General features: G+C 72.4%; 23 protein-coding genes and 3 pseudogenes. 9 read left to right on the plus strand and 17 right to left on the minus strand.

Annotated elements, in window-relative coordinates:
* Positions 1-19: 19 nt before the first annotated feature.
* The 8 genes from ACFWTC_RS20555 to ACFWTC_RS20590 form a co-directional block, all read right to left on the minus strand.
* Positions 20-1,306 (minus strand): YhgE/Pip domain-containing protein, encoded by a 1,287-nt coding sequence (locus ACFWTC_RS20555; RefSeq protein WP_384074297.1) that lies wholly within the window; start codon positions 1,304-1,306, stop codon positions 20-22.
* A 66-nt stretch (positions 1,307-1,372) separates the two neighbouring features.
* A complete protein-coding gene (locus tag ACFWTC_RS20560; RefSeq protein WP_384074300.1) occupies positions 1,373-1,708 on the minus strand; it encodes a hypothetical protein in 336 nt (111 codons plus the stop codon).
* Between the two features lie 362 nt (positions 1,709-2,070).
* Positions 2,071-2,970 (minus strand): NAD-dependent protein deacetylase, encoded by a 900-nt coding sequence (locus ACFWTC_RS20565; RefSeq protein WP_383924901.1) that lies wholly within the window; start codon positions 2,968-2,970, stop codon positions 2,071-2,073.
* A gap of 60 nt (positions 2,971-3,030) precedes the next feature.
* A complete protein-coding gene (locus tag ACFWTC_RS20570; protein WP_384074301.1) occupies positions 3,031-3,492 on the minus strand; it encodes an ATP-binding protein in 462 nt (153 codons plus the stop codon).
* A gap of 173 nt (positions 3,493-3,665) precedes the next feature.
* Positions 3,666-4,145, minus strand: a complete 480-nt coding sequence (locus ACFWTC_RS20575) for an ATP-binding protein (RefSeq protein ID WP_384074358.1) — start codon at positions 4,143-4,145, stop codon at positions 3,666-3,668.
* Positions 4,129-4,905 (minus strand): PP2C family protein-serine/threonine phosphatase, encoded by a 777-nt coding sequence (locus ACFWTC_RS20580; protein ID WP_384074303.1) that lies wholly within the window; start codon positions 4,903-4,905, stop codon positions 4,129-4,131. Before ACFWTC_RS20580 ends, ACFWTC_RS20575 begins: the two co-directional genes overlap by 17 nt.
* Positions 4,906-5,274: 369 nt before the next feature.
* Positions 5,275-5,631 (minus strand): VOC family protein, encoded by a 357-nt coding sequence (locus ACFWTC_RS20585; protein ID WP_383924946.1) that lies wholly within the window; start codon positions 5,629-5,631, stop codon positions 5,275-5,277.
* A gap of 76 nt (positions 5,632-5,707) precedes the next feature.
* Positions 5,708-6,757 (minus strand): glycoside hydrolase family 26 protein, encoded by a 1,050-nt coding sequence (locus ACFWTC_RS20590; protein WP_384074306.1) that lies wholly within the window; start codon positions 6,755-6,757, stop codon positions 5,708-5,710.
* A 423-nt stretch (positions 6,758-7,180) separates the two neighbouring features.
* On the opposite strand from ACFWTC_RS20590, the gene ACFWTC_RS20595 reads away from it, so the two are divergent.
* Entirely contained in the window at positions 7,181-7,546 is a 366-nt protein-coding gene (locus ACFWTC_RS20595; RefSeq protein ID WP_383924892.1) for a hypothetical protein, read from the plus strand.
* 93 nt (positions 7,547-7,639) lie between these two features.
* Here ACFWTC_RS20595 and ACFWTC_RS20600 read toward each other — a convergent pair whose 3' ends face one another.
* Both ACFWTC_RS20600 and ACFWTC_RS20605 read right to left on the minus strand, forming a co-directional pair.
* Positions 7,640-8,383: a class I SAM-dependent methyltransferase gene (locus ACFWTC_RS20600; RefSeq protein ID WP_383924889.1), complete on the minus strand. Its 744-nt coding sequence runs from the start codon at positions 8,381-8,383 to the stop codon at positions 7,640-7,642.
* A 167-nt stretch (positions 8,384-8,550) separates the two neighbouring features.
* Positions 8,551-9,051, minus strand: coding sequence for a GNAT family N-acetyltransferase (locus tag ACFWTC_RS20605; RefSeq protein WP_383924886.1), 501 nt, complete (start codon positions 9,049-9,051; stop codon positions 8,551-8,553).
* A 209-nt stretch (positions 9,052-9,260) separates the two neighbouring features.
* Between ACFWTC_RS20605 and ACFWTC_RS20610 the strand changes: the two genes are divergently transcribed.
* From ACFWTC_RS20610 to ACFWTC_RS20630, 5 genes are all read left to right on the plus strand, one after another.
* On the plus strand, positions 9,261-9,539 hold the full coding sequence (locus ACFWTC_RS20610; RefSeq protein WP_383924883.1) for a hypothetical protein: 279 nt from the start codon (positions 9,261-9,263) through the stop codon (positions 9,537-9,539).
* Between the two features lie 300 nt (positions 9,540-9,839).
* A complete protein-coding gene (locus tag ACFWTC_RS20615; protein WP_384074308.1) occupies positions 9,840-11,195 on the plus strand; it encodes an acyl-CoA synthetase in 1,356 nt (451 codons plus the stop codon).
* On the plus strand, positions 11,192-12,127 hold the full coding sequence (locus tag ACFWTC_RS20620) for a thioesterase II family protein (RefSeq protein ID WP_383924877.1): 936 nt from the start codon (positions 11,192-11,194) through the stop codon (positions 12,125-12,127). The genes ACFWTC_RS20615 and ACFWTC_RS20620 overlap by 4 nt, the downstream gene beginning before the upstream one ends.
* 137 nt (positions 12,128-12,264) lie before the next feature.
* On the plus strand, positions 12,265-13,203 hold the full coding sequence (locus ACFWTC_RS20625; RefSeq protein ID WP_384074311.1) for a DMT family transporter: 939 nt from the start codon (positions 12,265-12,267) through the stop codon (positions 13,201-13,203).
* Positions 13,204-13,359: 156 nt separating this feature from the next.
* Positions 13,360-13,521, plus strand: coding sequence for a carbohydrate-binding protein (locus tag ACFWTC_RS20630; protein WP_383924871.1), 162 nt, complete (start codon positions 13,360-13,362; stop codon positions 13,519-13,521).
* 138 nt (positions 13,522-13,659) lie between these two features.
* On the opposite strand, the pseudogene ACFWTC_RS20635 reads toward ACFWTC_RS20630, so the two are convergent.
* Positions 13,660-13,861 (minus strand): annotated as a pseudogene (locus ACFWTC_RS20635) (hypothetical protein).
* Positions 13,862-14,347: 486 nt separating this feature from the next.
* Between ACFWTC_RS20635 and ACFWTC_RS20640 the strand changes: the two are divergent.
* Positions 14,348-14,602: a hypothetical protein gene (locus ACFWTC_RS20640; RefSeq protein ID WP_383924869.1), complete on the plus strand. Its 255-nt coding sequence runs from the start codon at positions 14,348-14,350 to the stop codon at positions 14,600-14,602.
* 70 nt (positions 14,603-14,672) lie between these two features.
* Here ACFWTC_RS20640 and ACFWTC_RS20645 read toward each other — a convergent pair whose 3' ends face one another.
* Complete coding sequence (locus ACFWTC_RS20645) at positions 14,673-15,062, minus strand: hypothetical protein (protein WP_384074314.1); 390 nt, start codon at positions 15,060-15,062, stop codon at positions 14,673-14,675.
* A 119-nt stretch (positions 15,063-15,181) separates the two neighbouring features.
* On the minus strand, positions 15,182-15,364 hold the full coding sequence (locus tag ACFWTC_RS20650) for a hypothetical protein (RefSeq protein ID WP_383924863.1): 183 nt from the start codon (positions 15,362-15,364) through the stop codon (positions 15,182-15,184).
* A gap of 127 nt (positions 15,365-15,491) precedes the next feature.
* On the opposite strand from ACFWTC_RS20650, the pseudogene ACFWTC_RS20655 reads away from it, so the two are divergent.
* Both ACFWTC_RS20655 and ACFWTC_RS20660 read left to right on the plus strand, forming a co-directional pair.
* Positions 15,492-16,087, plus strand: a pseudogene (locus tag ACFWTC_RS20655) (transposase); the annotation flags it as partial.
* Positions 16,088-16,241: 154 nt separating this feature from the next.
* Entirely contained in the window at positions 16,242-17,114 is an 873-nt protein-coding gene (locus ACFWTC_RS20660) for an ISL3 family transposase (RefSeq protein ID WP_384074361.1), read from the plus strand.
* Here the strand turns inward: ACFWTC_RS20660 and ACFWTC_RS20665 are convergent.
* From ACFWTC_RS20665 to ACFWTC_RS20680, 4 genes and pseudogenes are all read right to left on the minus strand, one after another.
* Positions 17,007-17,241 (minus strand): annotated as a pseudogene (locus tag ACFWTC_RS20665) (transposase); the annotation flags it as partial. The gene ACFWTC_RS20660 and the pseudogene ACFWTC_RS20665 overlap by 108 nt on opposite strands.
* A gap of 84 nt (positions 17,242-17,325) precedes the next feature.
* A complete protein-coding gene (locus tag ACFWTC_RS20670; RefSeq protein WP_384074317.1) occupies positions 17,326-17,571 on the minus strand; it encodes a Trm112 family protein in 246 nt (81 codons plus the stop codon).
* Complete coding sequence (locus ACFWTC_RS20675) at positions 17,555-18,490, minus strand: hypothetical protein (protein WP_384074319.1); 936 nt, start codon at positions 18,488-18,490, stop codon at positions 17,555-17,557. Before ACFWTC_RS20675 ends, ACFWTC_RS20670 begins: the two co-directional genes overlap by 17 nt.
* Positions 18,487-19,725, minus strand: a complete 1,239-nt coding sequence (locus ACFWTC_RS20680) for a condensation protein (RefSeq protein WP_384074322.1) — start codon at positions 19,723-19,725, stop codon at positions 18,487-18,489. The genes ACFWTC_RS20675 and ACFWTC_RS20680 overlap by 4 nt, the downstream gene beginning before the upstream one ends.
* Between the last annotated feature and the right edge of the window lie 48 nt (positions 19,726-19,773).

Raw genomic sequence — 19,773 nt, forward strand, 5'->3', positions numbered from 1 at the left:
TCCGCTCCCCCCGGCGGGGTCAGGCGGGTTGTGGTGTGAGGCGCTTGTGGCCCTTGCGGTCGTAGTAGGCGGTCATGGCGAAGCCGAAGACCAGGGCGAGCACGGTACCGATCGCGATCATGACCCAGGCGCGGGAGAGCCCGGCATCGCCCCGGGCGTCGAAGTACAGGATCGCCCGGACCCCGTCGCCGAGCTGCCGCATGGGCTCGAAGTGGGACAGGAAGCGGTAGAACCCCGGAACGGCCTGCAGCGGGATGGTGGCGCCCGACGAGGGGAGGCCCAGCACGATGAACACGAACATGGACACCAGCTGGCCCAGCCCGCCGAACGCGGCGTTGATGGCCTGGACCCCCAGACCGACGGCGAGGGCCGCGCAGTAGGAGTAGACCCACAACAGCGGTACGTGGGAGGCGTCCATGCCCAGGACGACGACGCAGGACAGGAGCACCAGAGAGGTGCTGACGAGCGTGATGCCCGCGGTCATCAGCATCTTCAGCAGCAGGGTCTGCGTGCGGTTGATCGGTACGGTCGGGCGTCGGGTGTGCCAGGGACCGATCTCGTTGTCGGCGTAGCCCAGGGCGGTGTCGACCGCGTTGCTGATGACGTTGCCGCCCATGAAACCGGCCAGCACGAGCAGCAGCGTGTAGTAGAACGCGGTGAGGCCGAGCCCGCTGTGGGCGCCGATCGGATGGCCGACCCGGGTGACGACGTCGACCGGATCGGCGAGCAGCAGCCGCGCGGTGGCGTCCGCCTGCGCGCCGGCGTCCGCCTGCGCGCCGGCGGAGGCCGTGAGCTGTCGGCCGAGGGTGCCGGACGCGCGGTGGGCGGCCTGCGTGGTGATCTGGCTCGCCAGGGAGGAGCCCAGGCTGCCCTTTCCGGGGTTGGTGAGCACGGTGATCGTCGGCTGCCGGGTGGCCCGGGGCGTCGTGAGCGCGGTGACGGAGTCGGTGAAGCCGGCCGGTACCACCAGCGCGCCGTAGATCTTGCCCGAGTCGAGCTGGTCTTGGGCCTGCGCCCGGGTCAGCGTGCGCCAGTCGGCCTTGCCGCCCGCGCTGTCGGCGGCGATGGCGGCCGCGATCTGCGCACCCAGGTTCTCCCGCTGCCCGGGCGGCGGCGCGCCGCGGTCCTCGTTGACCACGGCGACGGGCAGTTCGCGGAGGTCCGCGTTGGGGTTGACGACGCCGCCCATGTAGAGCAGGGACAGGAGCAGGGCCAGCAGTCCCGTGAGGATCGTGGGCACCACCCACAGCCGGGGGTTGCGCAGCAGCGTGGTGGCAGTGGCTTCGGGGGCGGCGGACGTGGACATGAGTCTCCGTGGGTTCCCGGCGGCGCGGGGATCGAGCGGTGGCCGGGGCGGCCGGGCGGGGTGCCTCTACCGTGCGGGCGCGGTGCCGTCGGGCACGGTCGGCCCGGACGGGGTGGGCTCGGACGGGGTCGGCTCCGGCGCTGCGGCCGGGCCGGGTACGGCGGGCACGATGTCGTACTGGGGGCAGGGAGCGGTGAAGCACTGTGTGGGCGCCGGTACGCAGACGAGGCCCGAGGTCGGCTTCACGACGTCACAGGGGCCGTGGCCGGCTGTACCGGCGTACGGGGGCGGCGCCGGGTCCGCCTGCGCCGTGCCCACCGCTGTGAACAGGAACGGTGCGACGACCAGCGACAGGCCGCCGGCGAACCGGGCCGGGCTGAGGGACGTACGGAAGCGGGCCATACGAGGCAGCCAAGCACCCGCACGGCACGCCGCGGCGCAGCCTGCCCCGGAAGTCACCCGTAAGAAGCGCGAGGGCGGTCTCAGCCCCCGGGCCGGGCGGCCGCACCGGTGCGCCGCGTGGGGACGTGGTCCGGCGCCCGGCATCCGCCAGGGGGCCGTACCGGCCGGGCTCGCTCGGCGGAAGCCCGCCCCCACCGCGGATTCACACCCCCGCGCGGACCGTTACAGCTCCCATATGCGGCGGTGACGGCGTCCGTACCCGCCACCCCGTCGTCCTCCGCGCCGGGGCGCCCGTGCGAGGCCGGGGGCGACCCCACGGGCACCGACGGAAACTGCCCGACGAGTACCGCCCGGGCCGGGGATCAGGGGGTCGCCGCGTCGTCGACGGGGACGTCCAGCCGGTCGGCCAGGGCGGTCAGCGTCGTACCCAGGGGGAGTGCGACCCGGGTGACGGCGTGCTCGTCGCCCCGGGTCGGGTCCCGGTTCACGATCAGTACGGGCGTCCCCTCCCGGGCCGCCTGGCGGACGAACCGGAGCCCGGACATCACCGTCAGCGACGAGCCCAGGACGAGCAGCGAGGACGCCGCGGCGACCAGCTCGCGGCTGTGCTCGACCCGCCGGGGCGGAACGGATTCGCCGAAGAACACCACGTCCGGCTTGAGGACGCCGCCGCACGCCGAGCAGGGCACCACCGAGAAGTCGCCGACCTGCCCGTCGGTGAGGTCGGCGTCACCGTCCGGGTTCAGTCCGGCGGCCACCGGCGCGAAGCCCGCGTTGGCCTCCTCCAGGCGCAGGGCGACTTCACGGCGGGCGCTGAAGGCGCCGCAGGACAGGCAGACGACCCGGTCCAGGCTTCCGTGGAGTTCCACCACGCCCCCGCTGCCGGCTGCCTGGTGCAGGCCGTCGACGTTCTGGGTGATCACCCCCGCGAGGAGGCCGTGCCGCCCGAACGCCGCCACGGCCCGGTGCCCGGCATTGGGCCGGGCGCGGCCGAACGTCCGCCAGCCGAGATGGCTGCGCGCCCAGTACCGGCGCCGGGCCCGGGCGTCGGCGGTGAACTCCTGGTACGTCATCGGCGTGTGCCGCCGCAGGCTCCCGCCCTCACCCCGGTAGTCGGGGATGCCCGATTCCGTGGAGAGGCCGGCTCCGCTCAGCACCAGCACACCGCCCGCCCGCAGCGCGGCGGCGACCGGCTCCGGATCGGTGGTGCCGGGCCGGAGGTCCCCGGTCGGCGTCCAGCTCAGGGTGGGGCGCATGCGCATGCCGCCAGGGTACGGAACCCGCCCGGTGCGGGCGGGACGGTCCGGGCCGGAGGCACACCCCTAGCGGTCGGGACCGGCCGCGCCGTCGAGGCAGAACCACAGCCACTTGCCGAAGCCGTCCGTGCTGATGCCCCAGGCCGCGCTGAGGGCGTCGATGATTCCCAGGCCCCTGCCGGACTCGCGCGCGGCGCTGTCCATGGCCGCGCCCGCCGGACCCGCGCCCGAGCCCGCGGCCGAGCCCGCGCCCGGATCCCCGGCGGGGCCCGCGGCGGGGCCAGCCACCTCCGCGCTCGCGTCCCGTACGGTGCACATGAGTGCGCCCGTCGCCGTGTCGTGCCGGATGACCAGGCGCAGACGGTCGCTCTCCGTGTGCTCCACCGCGTTGGCCACCGCCTCCGAGAGCAACAGCGACCCCTCGTCGGCGACATCGCGGTCGCTCACGCACGTGCTCAGGGCGCGGCGGGCCTGGCCCGCGGCTTGCAGGGTGCTGGGCAGTGAGATGTCGATGATCTGGGGGGACACCACGTACTCCTGGCTGTGAGGACGGGACCGGGGCGCGGCGGAAGTCATTGCTCCGCGTCCTTCACGGTAGGTGCCGGGCGAAGGCCGCCACCACGGCCGAGAGGCCACCGCCGACCCGGCCGTACGGAGGATGCGCCCCACCCCGGGAGGCGCCGTCCGGCCACCCGCAGGGGTCAGGAGCCGAGGTTCTGCTCGGTCCAGATCGTCTTGCCGGAGGCGGTGTAGCGGGTGCCCCAGCGCTCGGCGAGCTGAGCGACGATGAACAGGCCCCGGCCGCCCTCGTCGGCGGTGCGGGCGTGGCGCAGGTGGGGGCTGGTGGTGCTCGCGTCGTGGACCTCGCAGGTGAGGGCGCGGTCCTTGATCAGGCGCAGGCGCAGGCGCAGGGGAGGGCTCCCGTAGCGGAGGGCGTTGGTGACCAGTTCGCTGACGATCAGCTCCGTGGCGGCCGCGGTGTCTTCGTCCACGTTCCAGCCCTTCAGCGTCCGGCGCGTGTGCCTGCGGGCGGTGGCGGCCTCGGTGAGGTCGTCGGCCAGCAGCCAGGTGGCCGCGGAACGGGCGGGGAAGGCGGCGGTACGAGCGAGCAGGAGGACCGCGTCACCGTCCCTCCTGCCGGTGCCGAGCGCGTACAGGACGTCGTCACACAGGTCCTGCAGCGAGCGGCCGGGACGTGCGAGGAGATCGCGGAGAGGGCCCGGGGCGTCCTCGGAACCGGTCCGGTCCGTGGACTGGGAACCGGTCCGGTCCGTGGACTGGGAACCGGTCCGGTCCGTGGAGAGGAACCGGGGGGGTGTGCAGGGCGACGACGCTGCCCTCGGCGAGCTCGACGGTCGTGGTGGCGAAGGGCGAGCCCTCTCCGCTGCCCAAGGGGGGCCCGTCGGCGAGATCCACGGTGTCGGTGGCGCCGTCCGGGTGGACGATCAGGGGCCGCGGAGGCTGGCCGGCTGACGCGAAGGTGCAGGTGCGCGGGAAGGGGTCGTACACGGCGTAGAGACAGCTCGCGGACAGTGGCTGCCGGTACGCCGGGTCATCGGCGGGCCGGACGGCCCGCTCCGCCGCCAGGAAACCGGCCGTGTCGTTGAGGCGGGCGAGGAGCTCGTCCGGCTCCAGGTCCAGGGCGGCCAGGGCGTGGACGACCGTGCGCAGCTGCCCCATCGTGGTCGCCGTGTGGATGCCGTGTCCGGCGACGTCGCCCACGACCAGGGCCGTGCGCGCGCCCGACAGGGGAATCACGTCGAACCAGCCGCCGCCCCCGCCGTCGCCGGGGACGTGCAGGTGGGCCGTCGCGACGGTGCTCTGCCCCGCGGGATCGCGCGGCAGCAGGTGCTGCTGGACCGTCGCCGCGATGGTGTGCTCGCGGGTGAACCGGCGGGCGTTGTCGACGCACAACGCGGTGTGGGCGCTCAGCTCGCGCACGAGACCCAGGATCTTCGTGCGTCACGGCGACCACCTCCGCCACCCAGCCTGCCCGACGGGCATCCCGAGGGGCATCCACGGAGCTGTGAAGTAGCTCGTTCAGCCTCCGGCGGTGCCCGAGGGCGACACCCCGGGCCGGGTCGAGGTCATGCGTACGGTGACGCCCCGCACGCATGTCTGGGGGCCGTGTCGTGGTGGATCGGGGGGCGACGGTCGGGGCAGGTGTCCGGCATCACCCGAGGTCCGGTGCCGGACGCGGAGCATCTGCCCCCGGCCCGAATTCGGTTGTCGCTCCGGTCGCAGCCGGGGCGGTCGCGGCCAAGGGCACCGTCGTGCGCCGGCACGTCGATCGTGACTGACCCCGGCGGCCTACGGGTAGTACTGGACCAGGCAGAACTCGTGCTCTTCGGGATCGACCATCACGACGACCACCCCCGCGTCGTAGTCGTGCCGCTCGCCGGTGAACCGCCCCCCGAGGGCTACGACCTGCGCGATGCCCTCGTCGATGTCGTCGACCGCGACGTCCAGATGCAGCCGCACCTTGCCGATCTGCCGCTCGGCCACCGGCTGGAAGACCAGACGGGGCTGCGGGTCGCCGGGTAGACCGAGATAGACCCAGCCCGGCCGGGACGGACCCGCCGGGCGGTCCAGCAGAATGCTCCAGAAGGCCGCCACCCGTTCCACGTCGACGCAGTCGACCGTCACCCCCACCCAGCGGTTCGCCATGGTGTCCTCGCCCCTCGTCGTAGCGTGCACGGTGCCAACCGTCTCACCTCCACGCCAAATTCCCCAGCAGACTGCGTCAACTGCCGCCGCCCGCACCGAAGTCGACGCGGTGCGGTCGGCCGCGACCCGGAGGGACGGTGGACAGGAGCTCCCGGAACACGCCTGAGGAGCGCGGGTTCTGCCCGCACTGCCACACGCCGTGAGGGCAGTAGTCGGTGATGCTGTGGTACAGCGGCTTGTGCTCGGCGATCCACGCCAGCATGCGGCGCACGTACTCGGGGTTGTCGCCGTTCCGGAACAGCCCCCACTCGGGGTACGAGATCCGCTTGCCGTGGGCCTTCGCGAAGTCGACCTGCTGCTGGAGCCCGTAGGGCTGGGTGACCTGCTCGTCGAAGGTACGGCCCGGCGCCTGGTCGTAGGTGTCCATGCCGATGACGTCGACCACGTCGTCACCCGGGTAGCACCGGGTCCAGGCGATGGCGTCGCCGCCGCGGTTCGGGGCGAAGTCGAAACGGAACCGCTGTCCCTTCACCGCGCGCATGGCCGTCACGATGCGCCGCCAGTACGCCTTCCAGTTCGCGGGGTCGGGCCGGCACCGGTGGGTGTAGTCGAAGCCGTTCATCTCCCACCCGAGCACGATCACCGTGTCCGGTACGCCCAGGCCGACCAGGCGCGTCGCCAGCCGCCTGAAGTGGTGGTCGTACCCGCCCTTCGCGCCGGTGCGGATCAGCTCGGCGACCCGGGCGTCGGGGACGCCGGCCTCGTTGCCCTCCAGCATGGGCACGTTCAGGACGAACAGCCGGTCCGCCCGGGCGTTGCGCCACCGCGCCCAGCTGCGCAGGGAGTCGGGTGCTCCCTCGATGTTCGACCAGGTGTCGCCGGGGAGGTAGGTGTGCCCGGCCCGCAGCTCGGTACCCCCGAGCCAGCGCGAGAATTCCTGCATCCGCTCGACGCCGGGCGAGCCGTAGTGGAGATAGGCGCCGACCGCGACCTCGGTCCCGGAGGCGGCGCCGCCGGAGGCTCCTCGCGGCGGTGTGGCGGGGTCACCGCCGGTGCAGAGCAGGAGGAGGCCGGCGGCGACGGTACTGGCGCAGATGCCGACCAGCCGGCGGCTCCGACGGGACATGATGCCTCCACGGGCTTCGCGAGCCGATGTGTCTGGCAGCGACCGTATGCACCTCGTCCACCGGTGGCCTGCCCGGTGTCCCCGTACTGGGCCGTTCGCGGCACCCTCCCGCCTTCGCTTGACCCGACCGGGCGAAGAACGCGTCCCGCAACCGCGCGGCGGCGGGGACCGGACGTCCGCGCCGCCGGCTGGCGACCGGTGCGGGCGGGCTTCGCTGCCAGGCCCGTTCCCGGGACTGAGGCGCCGGCGCGGGCGGGACACGGCCTCGGCCGGGCGCGGGACCGAACGGGCGGCGGCCTGAGTCGCACCCCCGCAGCCCCGGCCGTACGCCGCGCGGGCCGGGCGGGGCAAGGGGACACTGGTAGGGGGCCGGGGGACCCGGAGGATCTCGGGACAGCGGAAACGTACGGCCGTGGAGGAACCATGACGGCGACCACGCGCGACCAGACCCCCGTGGCCATCGAGGCCGACGGCGTCGAGTTGCGCATGAAGGAGATCGGCGGCGGCTTCTCCGTCGCCTTCATGCGGCTTTCCCGGGGCATGGAGATGGCCCCGGCGCTGAAAGGGCTGCCGGACGACCTGTGCCCGTGCCCGCACTGGGGCTATTTGCTCAAGGGCACGCTCAGGATGCACACGAAGGACGGGCCCCGGGACTACACGGCCGGTGAGGCGTTCTACTGGGCACCCGGCCACGCCCCGGAGGCGGTCGAGGACGTGGAGTACGTGGACTTCTCGCCGACCGAGGAATTTCGGACGGTGATCGACCACGTGACCTCGCAGGCCGCCTGAGCCCGCCGCGCGGCTCGCGACCCCGCGGCGGGCGTGCTCGGGGGCCGGGCGGGCGTTCTCGGAGGTCGGGCCGGCGTGCCGTCCAGCCGGACGTCAGGCTCGGCAGCGCAGCATCTCCAGCGGAGGGTTGGCGTGGAAGTCAGCCCAGAAGTCCGCACCGAACGCGCGCAGGCCGGCCTCCGACACGGTCAGCGGTACCCAGGTCAGCTCGCTGAAACCGGCAGCCTGCAGGCACTTCTCGTAGACCTCCCGGCGCGGACGGTTGGCGACGAAGGAGACCGGCGGGTCGAGCAGCGCCGTGGTCCGCACCCGGGGTCCCGTCTCGCCCTCCTCACCGGTGAGCTCGGTGCGGAAGCCGTACCGGTCCGGCGGCGGCCCGTCGAAGCGGAAGTCGGGCGACTGGTTGAGCAGGAAGAGCGCGGCGCCGGGCCGCAGGCTCCGGTGCACGTTGCGACACATCCGCTCCGTGGTGGCGAAGTCCGGCGCGTAGTTGAGCAGCTGGACTGCCAGGCCGATGTCGAAGGGCTGCTCGAAAGAGCGGAGTTCGGAGGCGTCACCGACCTCGTAGCGCACACCCAGTGGCTCGTGCTCCTCCAACTGCTGCGCGACGGCGACCATTTCGCCGGAGATGTCGATGCCGAGCACCTCCGCGGCGCCGCGCCGCATGAACTCCCTGCTGTAGAACCCGGTGCCGGACGCCAGGTCCAGCACCGACGCGCCGCTCACGTCCCCGACCATGGCCAGGAAGCTGGGAACCACCGCGTACTGCTCCAACGGCAGGGCCTTGAAGCCCTCGTACGCCTCGCCGATCTCGTCGTACTGCTCGTGCGCGCTCATGGTGATGTCCTCCCCGTTCAGACATGTACCTGGACACGGCCCCGTTCCCGGGGCCGTCCCGCGGCTCTTCTCCGGCAGTCTCCACGGGGACCGGTCGAGCCTCGTACTGGCGGAAGCCACAAAGATCCACGCGCCGTCCCGGCATCGAGCACGGGGCCCGGCGGGGCTCAGTGCGCGGGGGACCGGTCCAGGGCGAGCACGCCCACCCGCTGTCCGCCGCTGAGCTCGCCGGTGGGCGTGAAACCGAGCCCGAGGTAGAACGGCTCGGGAGTGTGCACACCGGTGTCCCAGCAGACGTACGCCCGGTCGGCGCCGCGGCGGCGGATCTCCTCGACGGCGGCGCCGACGGCGAAGCGGCCGTAGCCCTTGCCCTGGTGGCCGGCGTCGATGTTCAGCCGCCAGATGCCCGAGCGCCGGTCGTCGGGGTCTTCGGCCGGATTCCAGCCGATGTCGAGGAAGGCCATGACGAAGCCGACCACCACGCCGCCGTCGACCACGGCCCGCGGCCAGGCGACCTCGCCGTGCGCATAGGCCTCCGCCAGGGACTTCATGACGGGGGACACCAAGTGCCCCTGATCCGGACGTACCTGCACCGCCAGCACGGCGTCGACGTTCTGTGTGGTGACGGGTACGAGGCGAAGTGCGTTCGAGGACGGGGCTTCAGACATGACCACAGGGTAACTACGGCCCCGAGCGGCAGTGCTGAGAGGCCGCACCGTCGCACGGCCGCCCGTCGTGGCCGGGCCCGGTCGGGGCGGCTGCGGGGTTCGGCGGGGTCTCCCGTCCGGCGGGGTCTCCCGGGCAGGCCGCACGCGATGCCCGTGGCACGGAGCGGGAGCACAATGGGGAGAACGGCGACCGCGGGACGGAGGGCGACATGGCGCGCAGCGCACAGCACACGGGCGACACCCCGGCCGACCCGGCCGCGGTGCGGTGGCGGATCACCAGTGGCTCGCCCGAGCCCGAGGAGGTGGCCGCGGTCGCGGTGGCCCTGTCGGCGGCCATGGCCGCGCGGATCGCCGAGGCGATGGAAGAGGCCCGGGACGAGGCGGCGGCGGAGCGGGAGGCCGCCCGCTGGGCGCCCGCGGCGGCCCGTCGCAGGGCGGCCACCTCGTGGACCGCCGGCACGCGCCCGGGCTGGCGCGTCAGCCACTGAGCCGACCGAGCCCGCTGAGCCGACTGAGCCGACCGAGCCCGCTGAGCCGACCGAGCCGACCGAGCCCGCTGAGCCGACTGAGCCCGCTGAGCCGACTGAGCCGACCGAGCCCGCTGAGCCGACTGGGCCCGCTGAGCCGACTGAGCCGACTGGGCCCGCTGAGCCGACCGAGCCGACTGAGCCATTGAGCCCGCCGCGCCCGGGTGTGACGGGCGGGAGGGTGCCTGTCGGGGGTGGCCGTGTCGTCCCCGTAGGCTGTGACAGCAAACTTTTCGCTGTCTCGTCAGGGGAGTTGCCGCCATGCTGACCGCCCTCACCGGCGTCCACGGGGATCGCGCGGACGCCGTCACCGTCGCGGGCCGCGCGGCCTCGTACGAGGAACTGCTGGGCGCGGCCCAGGGGGTGGCAGCCGACATCGCGGGGGCCCGGGCCGTCGCGGTGAGCGCGACCCCGTCGCTGGAGACCGTGGCCGCCGTGGTGGGCGCCCTGCTGGCGGGGGTGCCCTGCGTACCGCTGGCGCCCGACTCCGGGCCGGCCGAGCGCGAACACATCCTCCGGGACTCGGGTGCGGTCATGGTCGGCGCGGACTTCGGCCGCCGCGCCGGGGGCCCGGCGAAGTCGTCCGTACCCGTGTCCGGGGAGCCCGCGCTGATCCTGTACACCTCGGGGACGACCGGCCCGCCCAAGGGCGTGGTGCTGAGCGGCGCGGCGATCGCCGCGGACCTCGACGCACTGGCCGACGCCTGGCAGTGGAGCGCCGGGGACACCCTCGTGCACGGTCTTCCGCTGTTCCACGTCCACGGGCTGGTCCTGGGCGTGCTCGGCGCCCTGCGCACCGGCAGTCGCCTCGTGCACACGGGCCGTCCCACCCCCGACGCGTACGCGCAGGCGGGCGGCAGCCTGTACTTCGGGGTGCCCACCGTGTGGTCGCGCATCGCCGACGACCCGCGTGCGGCGGCCGCCCTGACCGGAGCTCGCCTGCTGGTCTCGGGCAGCGCGGCCCTCCCCGCCCCCGTGTTCCGCAGCCTGGAGGCCCTGACCGGGCACCGGCCGGTCGAGCGGTACGGGATGACCGAGACGTTGATCACCGTCAGCGGCCGCGCCGGGGGCGAGGTACGGCCGGGCACGGTCGGCACCCCGCTCCCCGGCATCCGGACCCGTATCGCGGCCGAGCCGGGAGCGGAGATCGGGGAGCTCCAGCTGACGGGCCCCACCCTGTTCTCGGGCTACCTGGGCCGCCCCGAAGCGACCGCCGCCGCCTACACCGACGACGGCTGGTTCCGTACGGGTGACATCGCTGCCGTCGACGAGGCGGACGGCGTCCACCGGATCGTGGGCCGGGCCTCCGTCGACATGATCAAGTCCGGTGGGTACCGGATCGGAGCGGGCGAGGTGGAGAACGCCCTGCTGGACCACCCCCGGGTGAGCGAGGCGGCCGTGGTCGGCGCCCCGGACCCCGACCTGGGTCAGCGGATCGTGGCCTTCGTCGTAGCCGAAGGGGTCACGGGCGCCGAGCTCACCGACTTCGTCGCGGCGCATCTGTCGGTACACAAGCGGCCGCGCGAGGTCCGGTTCATCACCGCCGTGCCGCGCAACGCCATGGGCAAGCCGCAGAAGAAGCGGCTGCTGACGGACGAGTTCGAGGAGCGGACATGACCACCGTGCACACCGCCGCCGAGGGCGCCGGGCGCCCGGGCCCGGGGCCCGACCCGTGGCTCCGCCGGTTCCACCCCGCACCGCCGGGGCCCGCGCCCCGGCTGGTGCTGCTGCCGCACGCGGGCGGCAACGCCTCGTACTACTTCGCCTTCTCGCAGGCGCTGTCCGCGTACGCCGAGGTGCTGACGGTCCAGTACCCCGGCCGCCAGGACCGGTTCGCCGAGCCGGTTCCGGGCAGCATCGGGGCCATGGTGGACGGGGTGCACCAGGCCCTCCGGCCCTGGCTGGACGGCCCGCTGGTGCTGTTCGGGCACAGCATGGGCGCGCTGGTGGCATTCGAGCTGGCCCGCCGGCTGGAGGCCGAGTCGGGTCCGGGCTCGGGCTTGGGTTCGGGCTCGGGTTCGGGCTTGGGGTCCGGTACGGATGCCGGTGCCGCCCTCGGACCCTTGCGCGGACTGATCGTCTCCGGGAGGCGCTCCCCGCTCCTGCAGCGTGCCGAGGACGACCATCCGCAGGACGACGACGCCCTCCTCGCGCACGTCGGCTCGCTCGCGGGCACCGACCCCCGGCTCCTGGCCCACGAGGGGTTCAAGGAGCTGATCCTGCCGGTCCTGCGCGGGGACTACCGGGCGGTCAAGGAGTACCGCTGCGCACCGGGGCCGGCACTGCGTGTTCCGGTGAGCGTGCTGTGCGGCGAACAGGACCCGCGGGTGACCGTGCCCGAGGCGATGGCGTGGCGGGAGCTGGCGGCGGGGGCGTTCACGTTCCGCGGATTCCCCGGCGGGCACTTCTACCTCGCCGAGCGCCAGGACGCGGTGGTCCGGGCCGTCCGCGAGGACCTGGCCTCCTTCGGCGCCTCGGCCGCGAGCCCCGTCTCCGTTTCCGGGTTCTCCTCCGCCTCCGCTCAGGCCGGGCGCACGGGGCCCCGGTAGCCGACGGGCCGTGCGGCGGGGGCGGCGCCGTCGTCGTCGTCGCAGGCCGGCGGGTTCCGAGGGCGGAGTGGGCTCTGCGCCCACCGCCGTCTGAATGGTGTGGGCAACCTGTCGGTGGTGTGGGTACGTTGACCCGCATGGATCAAACGGCTGGCGACCCCAGAACCGATCACCGCGCTCTGCTCGCAGCCGGCATCACCGTCGTGCTGTGGGCTTCCGCGTTCGTCTCCATCCGTGCCGCCGCGGCCCACTACGACCCGGGCGCCCTCGCCCTGGGACGCCTGTTGACGGCCTCGCTCGCCCTCGCGCTCGTCCTTGCCGTCAAGCGGGTGCCCTTCCCGCCGCGGCAGGCGTGGCCCGGCATCCTCGCCTCCGGGGTCCTCTGGTTCGGCCTCTACATGGTGGCGCTGAACTGGGGCGAGCAGGAGGTCGACGCCGGCACCGCCGCCATGATCGTGAACATCGGCCCGATCGTGATCGCCCTGCTCGGCGGCTGGCTCCTCAAGGAGGGCTTCCCGCGCATGCTGCTCATGGGGATGGCCGTCTCCTTCGTCGGCGCGGTCGTCGTGGGCCTGTCGACCTCGCAGGGTGGCGCATCCTCCGTCGTCGGCGTCCTGCTCTGCCTGGTGGCGGCCCTCACGTACGGCGCCGGCGTCGTCTCCCAGAAGCCGGCGCTGAGGTACGCGAGCCCGGTCCAGGTGACCACCTACGGCTGCTTCGTCGGCACCGTGATCACCCTGCCCTTCGCCGGCCAGCTCCTGGCCCAGCTGCCCGAGGCCCCGCTGTCGGCCACGCTCAACATGGTCTACCTGGGCCTCTTCCCCACCGCCCTGGCCTTCACCACCTGGACCTACGCCCTCTCGCGGACCACTGCCGGGAAGATGGGCGCCACCACCTACGCCGTGCCCGCCGTCGTCGTCCTCATCGCCTGGATCGCCCTGGACGAGGTCCCCGGCTGGCTGACCCTGCTCGGCGGCGCGATCTGCCTGGCCGGAGTCGCGGTCTCCCGCCGCCGCCCCGCTCCTCCTGGCCCTCCCGCCCCGGCCGAGGCAGGGAAGGCACCCACCGCGACCTGACGGCCGCCGTAGGCACGGGCTCGGGCTCGGGCTCGGGGCGGGGCGGGGTCGGGCGGGGTCGGGCCGGGGCGGCAGGCCTTGGCCGGGGGGCCGCTCAGATGATGCGAAGATTTGAGGGGGACGGCAGCGAGCCGACCCGGCGAAAGGTGTCTCCACATGGCCGCAGGATTCTCGGACTGGAAAGTCAACCGGCAGTACGCGGAGAACGACCGCGTCGTCCACCTCGGCCAGCAGTACCGCTGCCTGGCGCCGCACAAGTCCAACTCCGCGAGCAACCCGAAGACGACCGTCAAACTGTGGCGGAAGTACACCGGCTGAACCGGCCGGGCTCCGGCCCGATCCAGCCGAACCGGTCGCGGCGCAGCCCGCGCCCGGAATGCCGTGCTGCGTACGCCGGGCTGGACCGAGAGGGCCTGATGGCGCCAAACGGGCTGACCGGATGACCGGCTCACTGGCTCACCGCTTCCGGGCCCGGTACCGCTTCAGCGGGCCGTGAGCCGCTCTCGGCCGGCTCCGCCGTTGAGCTCAATGAGCTCGGTGAGGAGATCGTCGGGGCACAGCTCGTAGTGGTCCCCCCCCCACCACCTGCACCCCTCCCGATGTCCCATATCCGATACCCGCCGGGCACACCCCTGGCGACGTACTGCCGTCTGCTCACCCCGTCGTCTCTTCCGCCGCCCTGTGCTGCCGCGAGTGCCAGGGGCCGGGGCCACGGCTCGGCCGCACAGGGCGGTCCGTGGGGCGCACGTACGGCGCCGCCGTTGTGTTCCCCGCGCGCAGGCCGGGGCGCGTCCGGGAACGTGCGCGACCTTCGGGGTCGACACACGATCCCGCCGACCAGGACCGACCCCCTTCGATCTGCGGGGGCCTGGCCTTGGTCCGCGAGGCTGGCACACCGGTCACGATGCGGGTTCCCACGTGCCGTGTGGCGTGTGGCGTGGACCTTCATCCGCTTGGCGGTGCCCGGGGTGCCGGGCGGTGAGGGGTGGGGGAGGATCCGGTGTGTGTTGTCGGTCTCGATGCCTTCTGGATGGATGGGGTCACTGTGACGGTGCTACGTCGGTGTGTGGGTGTGGTGTCGGGGATCGTGGTGACAGTGTCGCTCGTGGCGGGGTGCTCGGGTTTGGGGCGGAGCACGGTCGGCATGCTGAGTTTTCGTGGTGAGGACGAGCGGGTCGAGGTGTCGTACTCGAACACGCTGGTGAAGGGATGCCACCAGATCGGGGTTCCGGGCGGGGCGACACACGTGGTCAACAACACGCGGGTGGACGTCGTGCTCTACCGGACCGCGGACTGCCGGGAAGTCGCGGGAGGCCAGGGGATCTACACGGCGACGACACTGTCGAACGTGACGGCTCCGAACAGCCTGCCTTGGCGGAGTTTCAGCGTCATCCACTGACGGCGCAACCGCGGTTTCCGTATGGCGCCCCAGCTGCTCCCCTGATGATGCTGGGGTATCGCGCAGGGGCCTACTCGGCCGTCTCGCCGGTAAGTAGACGAGTGATCGACTTTCCCGCTTCGGTCTCGACCAGAGTCAAGGCGCCGATCCAGTCTCCGCCTTCGGGGTATTCCCAGACGGCCGGATCTTCGAGAATCGACGCAAGTCGATCCCGCGGCACGAGCTCGCCTGGCTGGAAGCCGCTGTGTCCGGAGGGGGAGGTCCAAGGTGCGAGCCGGCGGACCTCGATCCACCCGCGGTCGATGAGGGTAAGCAGGATCCTGGCGAGTTCGTCCACCGGTCGGGACTGGTCGCTTTCGTCGGGATCTCCCCAGACACCGGGCAGGATGTCGATCTCATAGGAATTGACCATGAAGGTTTCCTCAGCCTTGGTCAACGCGTCCCACGCTTGCCTACTCATCCCTCAATGGTCGCAGGCCGGGGGTGGGGATACGCGAGCGCAGGCGAACCCCCGGAGGTCGCTGCGGCTCGCGGATCCAGGGGAAAGCCCTGTGTAGCGGGGCCGGCCGGGCCGGGAGATCACACCCCGGCGGGGGAACCCTCGGCTTCCGGTACCACGACGAGGAACGCGTCCCGTTCCAGGTCCATCACCACGCTCGCCACCACACCCCGCGCACGATGCTGAGCCGCGAACTCCTCAGCCGGCCAACTTCCCCGCGGGCCACCAGCGGGAAAGCACTCCAGAACCTTCAGACCGGACATCACAGCCACCTCCAACACCCGTGCGCTCCATCAGCGTTTCACGCCTATACCCCGCGAACAACGCGGCATTCTCCCAGACCTGACCGGTCCCTGGGGGACTGTAAAACGTTCGGTGTAACTCCCGATCATGGAAGATGCATCGATGACCAGCAACAACGTGACCGAGACCGAGACCGTCGAGCCGTGTGAGGCGGTGGCGTCGAGGTCCATGGATGACCGGCTGATCGGCGAGCTCGTGGGTCGGGCTCAGGCCGAGGGCCTGCAGCTGACCGGTGAGGGCGGGCTGCTCCAGCAGCTGACGAAGCGGCTGCTGGAGTCCGCTCTCGAGGGCGAGATCACCGACCACCTCGGCTATGACAAGCACGATCCCGCCGGGAAGAACGTCGGTAACTCACGCAACGGCACCCGGGCCGAGACCGTGCTGACCGAGGTCGGCCCGGTGGAGATAGCCGTGCCCCGCGACCGCGAGGGTTCCTTCGAGCCGAAGATCGTCAAGAAGCGGCAGAAGCGTCCTTCCGGCGTGGACGAGATGGTCATCTCGCTTGCCGCGAAGGGTCTGACGACCGGCGAGGTCCAGGCTCACCTGGCCGAGGTCTATGGCGCCGAGGTGTCGCGCCAGACGATCTCCACGATCACCGACAAGGTCCTCGAGGGCATTGCCGAAGGCAGAACCGGCCCGTCTATCCGGTGATCTTAATCGACGCGATCCACGTGAAGGTCCGGGTTCTGTCGACGATCTTGTGATCCGGACGGTTGTGCGGGTTGTGCCAGCTGTTCGCGATCATGCATCACGTGCTCTCATGATGTGCTCTTGGAGCTGTTTCCGTACCTGTCCGCGCTGCTGGTCGAGGAGGTTGAGCGGCGGCCGGACAAGGTGGTGCTGAAGACGCGGGCGCGGGCGGCGACCGCGGTGTGCCGGTGCGGCTGGAGCTCGGCACGGGTGCACGGCCGGTATGTACGCCAACTGCGTGACGTCGCCGTGGGTGGGCTCGGTGTCGTGATCGAGTTATGCATACGCCGGTTCCGCTGCGAGAACCCTGCCTGCCCGGCGGTGACATTCGCTGAACAGATCGTGGGATTGACGACCCCGCACAGTCGGCAGACTCCGCTGTTGCGTGCGGTGCTGACGCGGATCGGGCTGGCCCTGGCTGGCCGGGCAGGAGCCCGCATGGCCTCCGCGGTCGGCATCACCGTGGGCAGGGACACGCTGTTGCGACTGGTCAGAGCCCTGCCCGAGCCAGAAGTCGGCCAGGTGGAGGTACTCGGCGTCGACGACTTCGCCTTCCGCAAGGGCCGTCACTACGGCACGGTGCTGATCGACATGTCCACCCATCGTCCACTGCATCTCTACGACGGGCGAGAGGGCGAGGGCCTGGCCGGCTGGCTCCGCGACCACCCCGAGGTGAAGGTGATCTGCCGGGACCGTTCCAGCGGATACGCGGAAGGCGCACGCATCGGAGCACCGCAGGCCGAGCAGGTCGCTGATCGCTATCACCTGTGGGCCAATCTCGGTCAGGCGGTCGAGAAGACGGTGAACAGCCATCGCTCACGTCTGGCCGAACAGCCTTCGGAACTCGCAGCCGCTGCAGACGAACCCCAGGTGGTCCAGCCGTCGATAGAGCTGAAAGTGGTGACTCGGCTCCGTCCGGGCCGACCTCGGTCAGCACGGTCTCGGCCCGGGTGCCGTTGCGTGAGTTGCCGCCGTTCTTCCCGGCGGGATCGTGCTTGTCATAGCCGAGGTGGTCGGTGATCTCGCCCTCGAGAGCGGACTCCAGCAGCCGCTTCGTCAGCTGCTGGAGCAGCCCGCCCTCACCGGTCAGCTGCAGGCCCTCGGCCTGAGCCCGACCCACGAGCTCGCCGATCAGCCGGTCATCCATGGACCTCGACGCCACCGCCTCACACGGCTCGACGGTCTCGGTCACGTTGTTGCTGGTCATCGATGCATCTTCCATGATCGGGAGTTACACCGAACGTTTTACAGTCCCGCGCGCCTCGATTCTGGAGAGGAGCTCTTGGTGCCGGACGTCGTCGAGGGTGAGGGCGTCGAGCGGGCGCAGGTAGGGGAGGTTGTCGTGGATCGGGTAGCCACGCCGTAGGCGGGGGTTGTAGAGGAGTTCCTCTTCGGGGACGTGGACGAGCGGTCCCTTGTCCACCGGGCAGGCGAGGAGGGGGAGGAGGCGAGGGTCGGGCTCAGCGGGGTGTTGCATGGTGGGGTTCTCCTTGGTGGGTCGGTGCGTGTGACGGTTCGTCGTGGCGCGGGAGGGTAAGCAGGACGACGACGGCGAGTGCGGTGCCGCCGAGGCGCAGCGCCAGCCGGAGTGGTTCGGTGGGGAGGTGTTCGTCGAACACCACTGTGCCCGCGATGACGGTGAAGATGCTGGACACGGTGGTGGTGACCGGGACGATCACGGATGCGCGGCAGCGTTGGAGCGCGGTCTGGGACAGGGCGAGGCCGGCTGCTCCGGTGGCGATGAGTAGCCAAGGGTGGGGTCCGCGCAGGAGCTCGGGCAGGGCTGCCGCCACCGACCGGTCGGCGAGTGTGGCCGACGTGCCCTTGATGGCGAGTGAGCTCACCCCGTACAGCAGCCCGAGGGCGACCCCGTACGGCACGCCGGAGCTGCGGCGGCGGTGCCGGCGGCCGGCTCGGCGCAGTGAGGTGACGAACAGCAGGAGTCCGAAGACAAGGCAAGGGAGGCAGACGGCGAGCAGGGGCAGGACGGGTGCCGCCGCTCCCACCCGGTTGCCGTCGGCATTGCCGTCGCCGAGTGAGCCGATGACGGCGAGCAGGGCGAGCAGGATGACGCCAGTGGCGAGGAGTTCACGGTGGCCCGGGCGTTCGCCCAGTGCGGCGGCGGAGAGGGCGATCAGGAGCACCGTTCCGGAGAGGAACACCCCCTGGGCGGCGGCGATCGGCAGCAGTTGGTAGACCTTCAGCTGGGCGGCGAAGCCCAGGCCCAGCACGGTGAAGCCCAACAGCCAGCCGGGGCTGGAGGCCAGCGTCCGGAGCAGGTGCAGCGGGCGGCGGGGGTCCAACGCGGGGAGGGCGGCCAGCGCGCGCTTCTCGAGGACGAAGCCCGCGGTGTAAAGGACGTTGGCGAGCAGTGCGACCGCGACTCCGAGGATCAACGGCGTCCTCCGTCCTTCGCCAGTGCGTCCAGGATCTCGGCGCAGCGCCGGGCGAGCTCGGCAGCGGCGGGTTCGGCAAGCAGCTGGTGGCAGTGGCGGACGGCGAGGTGGAGGCGGCCGCCGAGGGTGAGGGCGCTGACGGAGAGTCCGCGGGGCATCCGGACGGGTGCCGAGAACCACAGGGCGTCGGCCGGCCCGGCGGGGCCGAAGTCGAGCGGGTGGGTCACCCTGCCGAGGTTGCTGACCAGGGCGGTGGATGTCCAGGGTGCGGCGATGCGACGCAGTGCCCTGGTCAGCGGGGCCTTGGCCCCGATGGGCAGCCAGGGGGTGCTGACCAGTCCGGCGACAAGGCCGCCACCGGTGACGGGGGCGGCCTTGGCTGCGCGGGTCTGCGCGCTGATGCGCCCCGGCAGCGTGGCCGCACCGGCGTCGGGCGCGGGTGCCTCGGCGCGGATGGTGGCCAGGTGGTTGTGGTTGCCCATGGGGGCGCCGGGGGCGAGCGGGCCGTGTGGGCGGTCGTCGATGGGCATCGACAGGTGGATCGGGCCGGTGGGGTGGCCGTGCCGGTGGTTCCATTCGGCCAGGGTCAGCTGGACCGCCGTCAGGAGCAGGTCGTTGACGGTGGGCTGGGGCGGCTTGGCGCCGGTTCGGGCGAGTCGGAGCACGCTGAGGTGGACACCGGTGCCGGGAGAGGGACTCGCGGCAGGCGCGATGCGGGCCGGGCGGCCGCCCCGGGCGGTGACCGTGGCCGGGGTATCGGCCGCACCGCTGGAGCGCTGCCCGGCCCGGCCGCCGGAGTGGTGCCCTGCCGGGGCGCCGGAATAGTGATCGGCGACGTCGCAGAGCAGTCGCAGGCAGGTGCCGGCGTCAGCGAGGGTGTGCGCTGCCGTCAGCAGCAGGGCGGTGCCGCCGCTGGGTGCGGGTGCGGTCTCCAGCCGCAATGGGGGGCCGGCCGCCAGCGGGGGCGGTTCGGTGAGGGCACGGTGGCGGGTGAGGCCGAGGTCGGCGGTGGCCGCCACGGCGGTGGGGCCGATCGGCGCCGGCTCCCAGTGGTAACGGCGGTGCCACCAGCGGGAGTCGGCCTGCCGTACCTGCAGCGTCGGGTGGGCGGCCAGGACACGGGTGAAGGCCGCCCGGAGCCGCTCGACGTCAACGGTGCCGGGGAGGTGGGCCTCCAGGTGGACGGTGTCCGCGTCCAGGTGCTCCTGGAGCAGGTGGCGTGAGTACTCGTCCATCGCCGGGAAGGGAACGCGCCCCTGCCGCCCGGACGGGGTCCGGGCGGC

The organism is Streptomyces sp. NPDC058619 (assembly GCF_042717785.1).
Classification (GTDB): domain Bacteria; phylum Actinomycetota; class Actinomycetes; order Streptomycetales; family Streptomycetaceae; genus Streptomyces.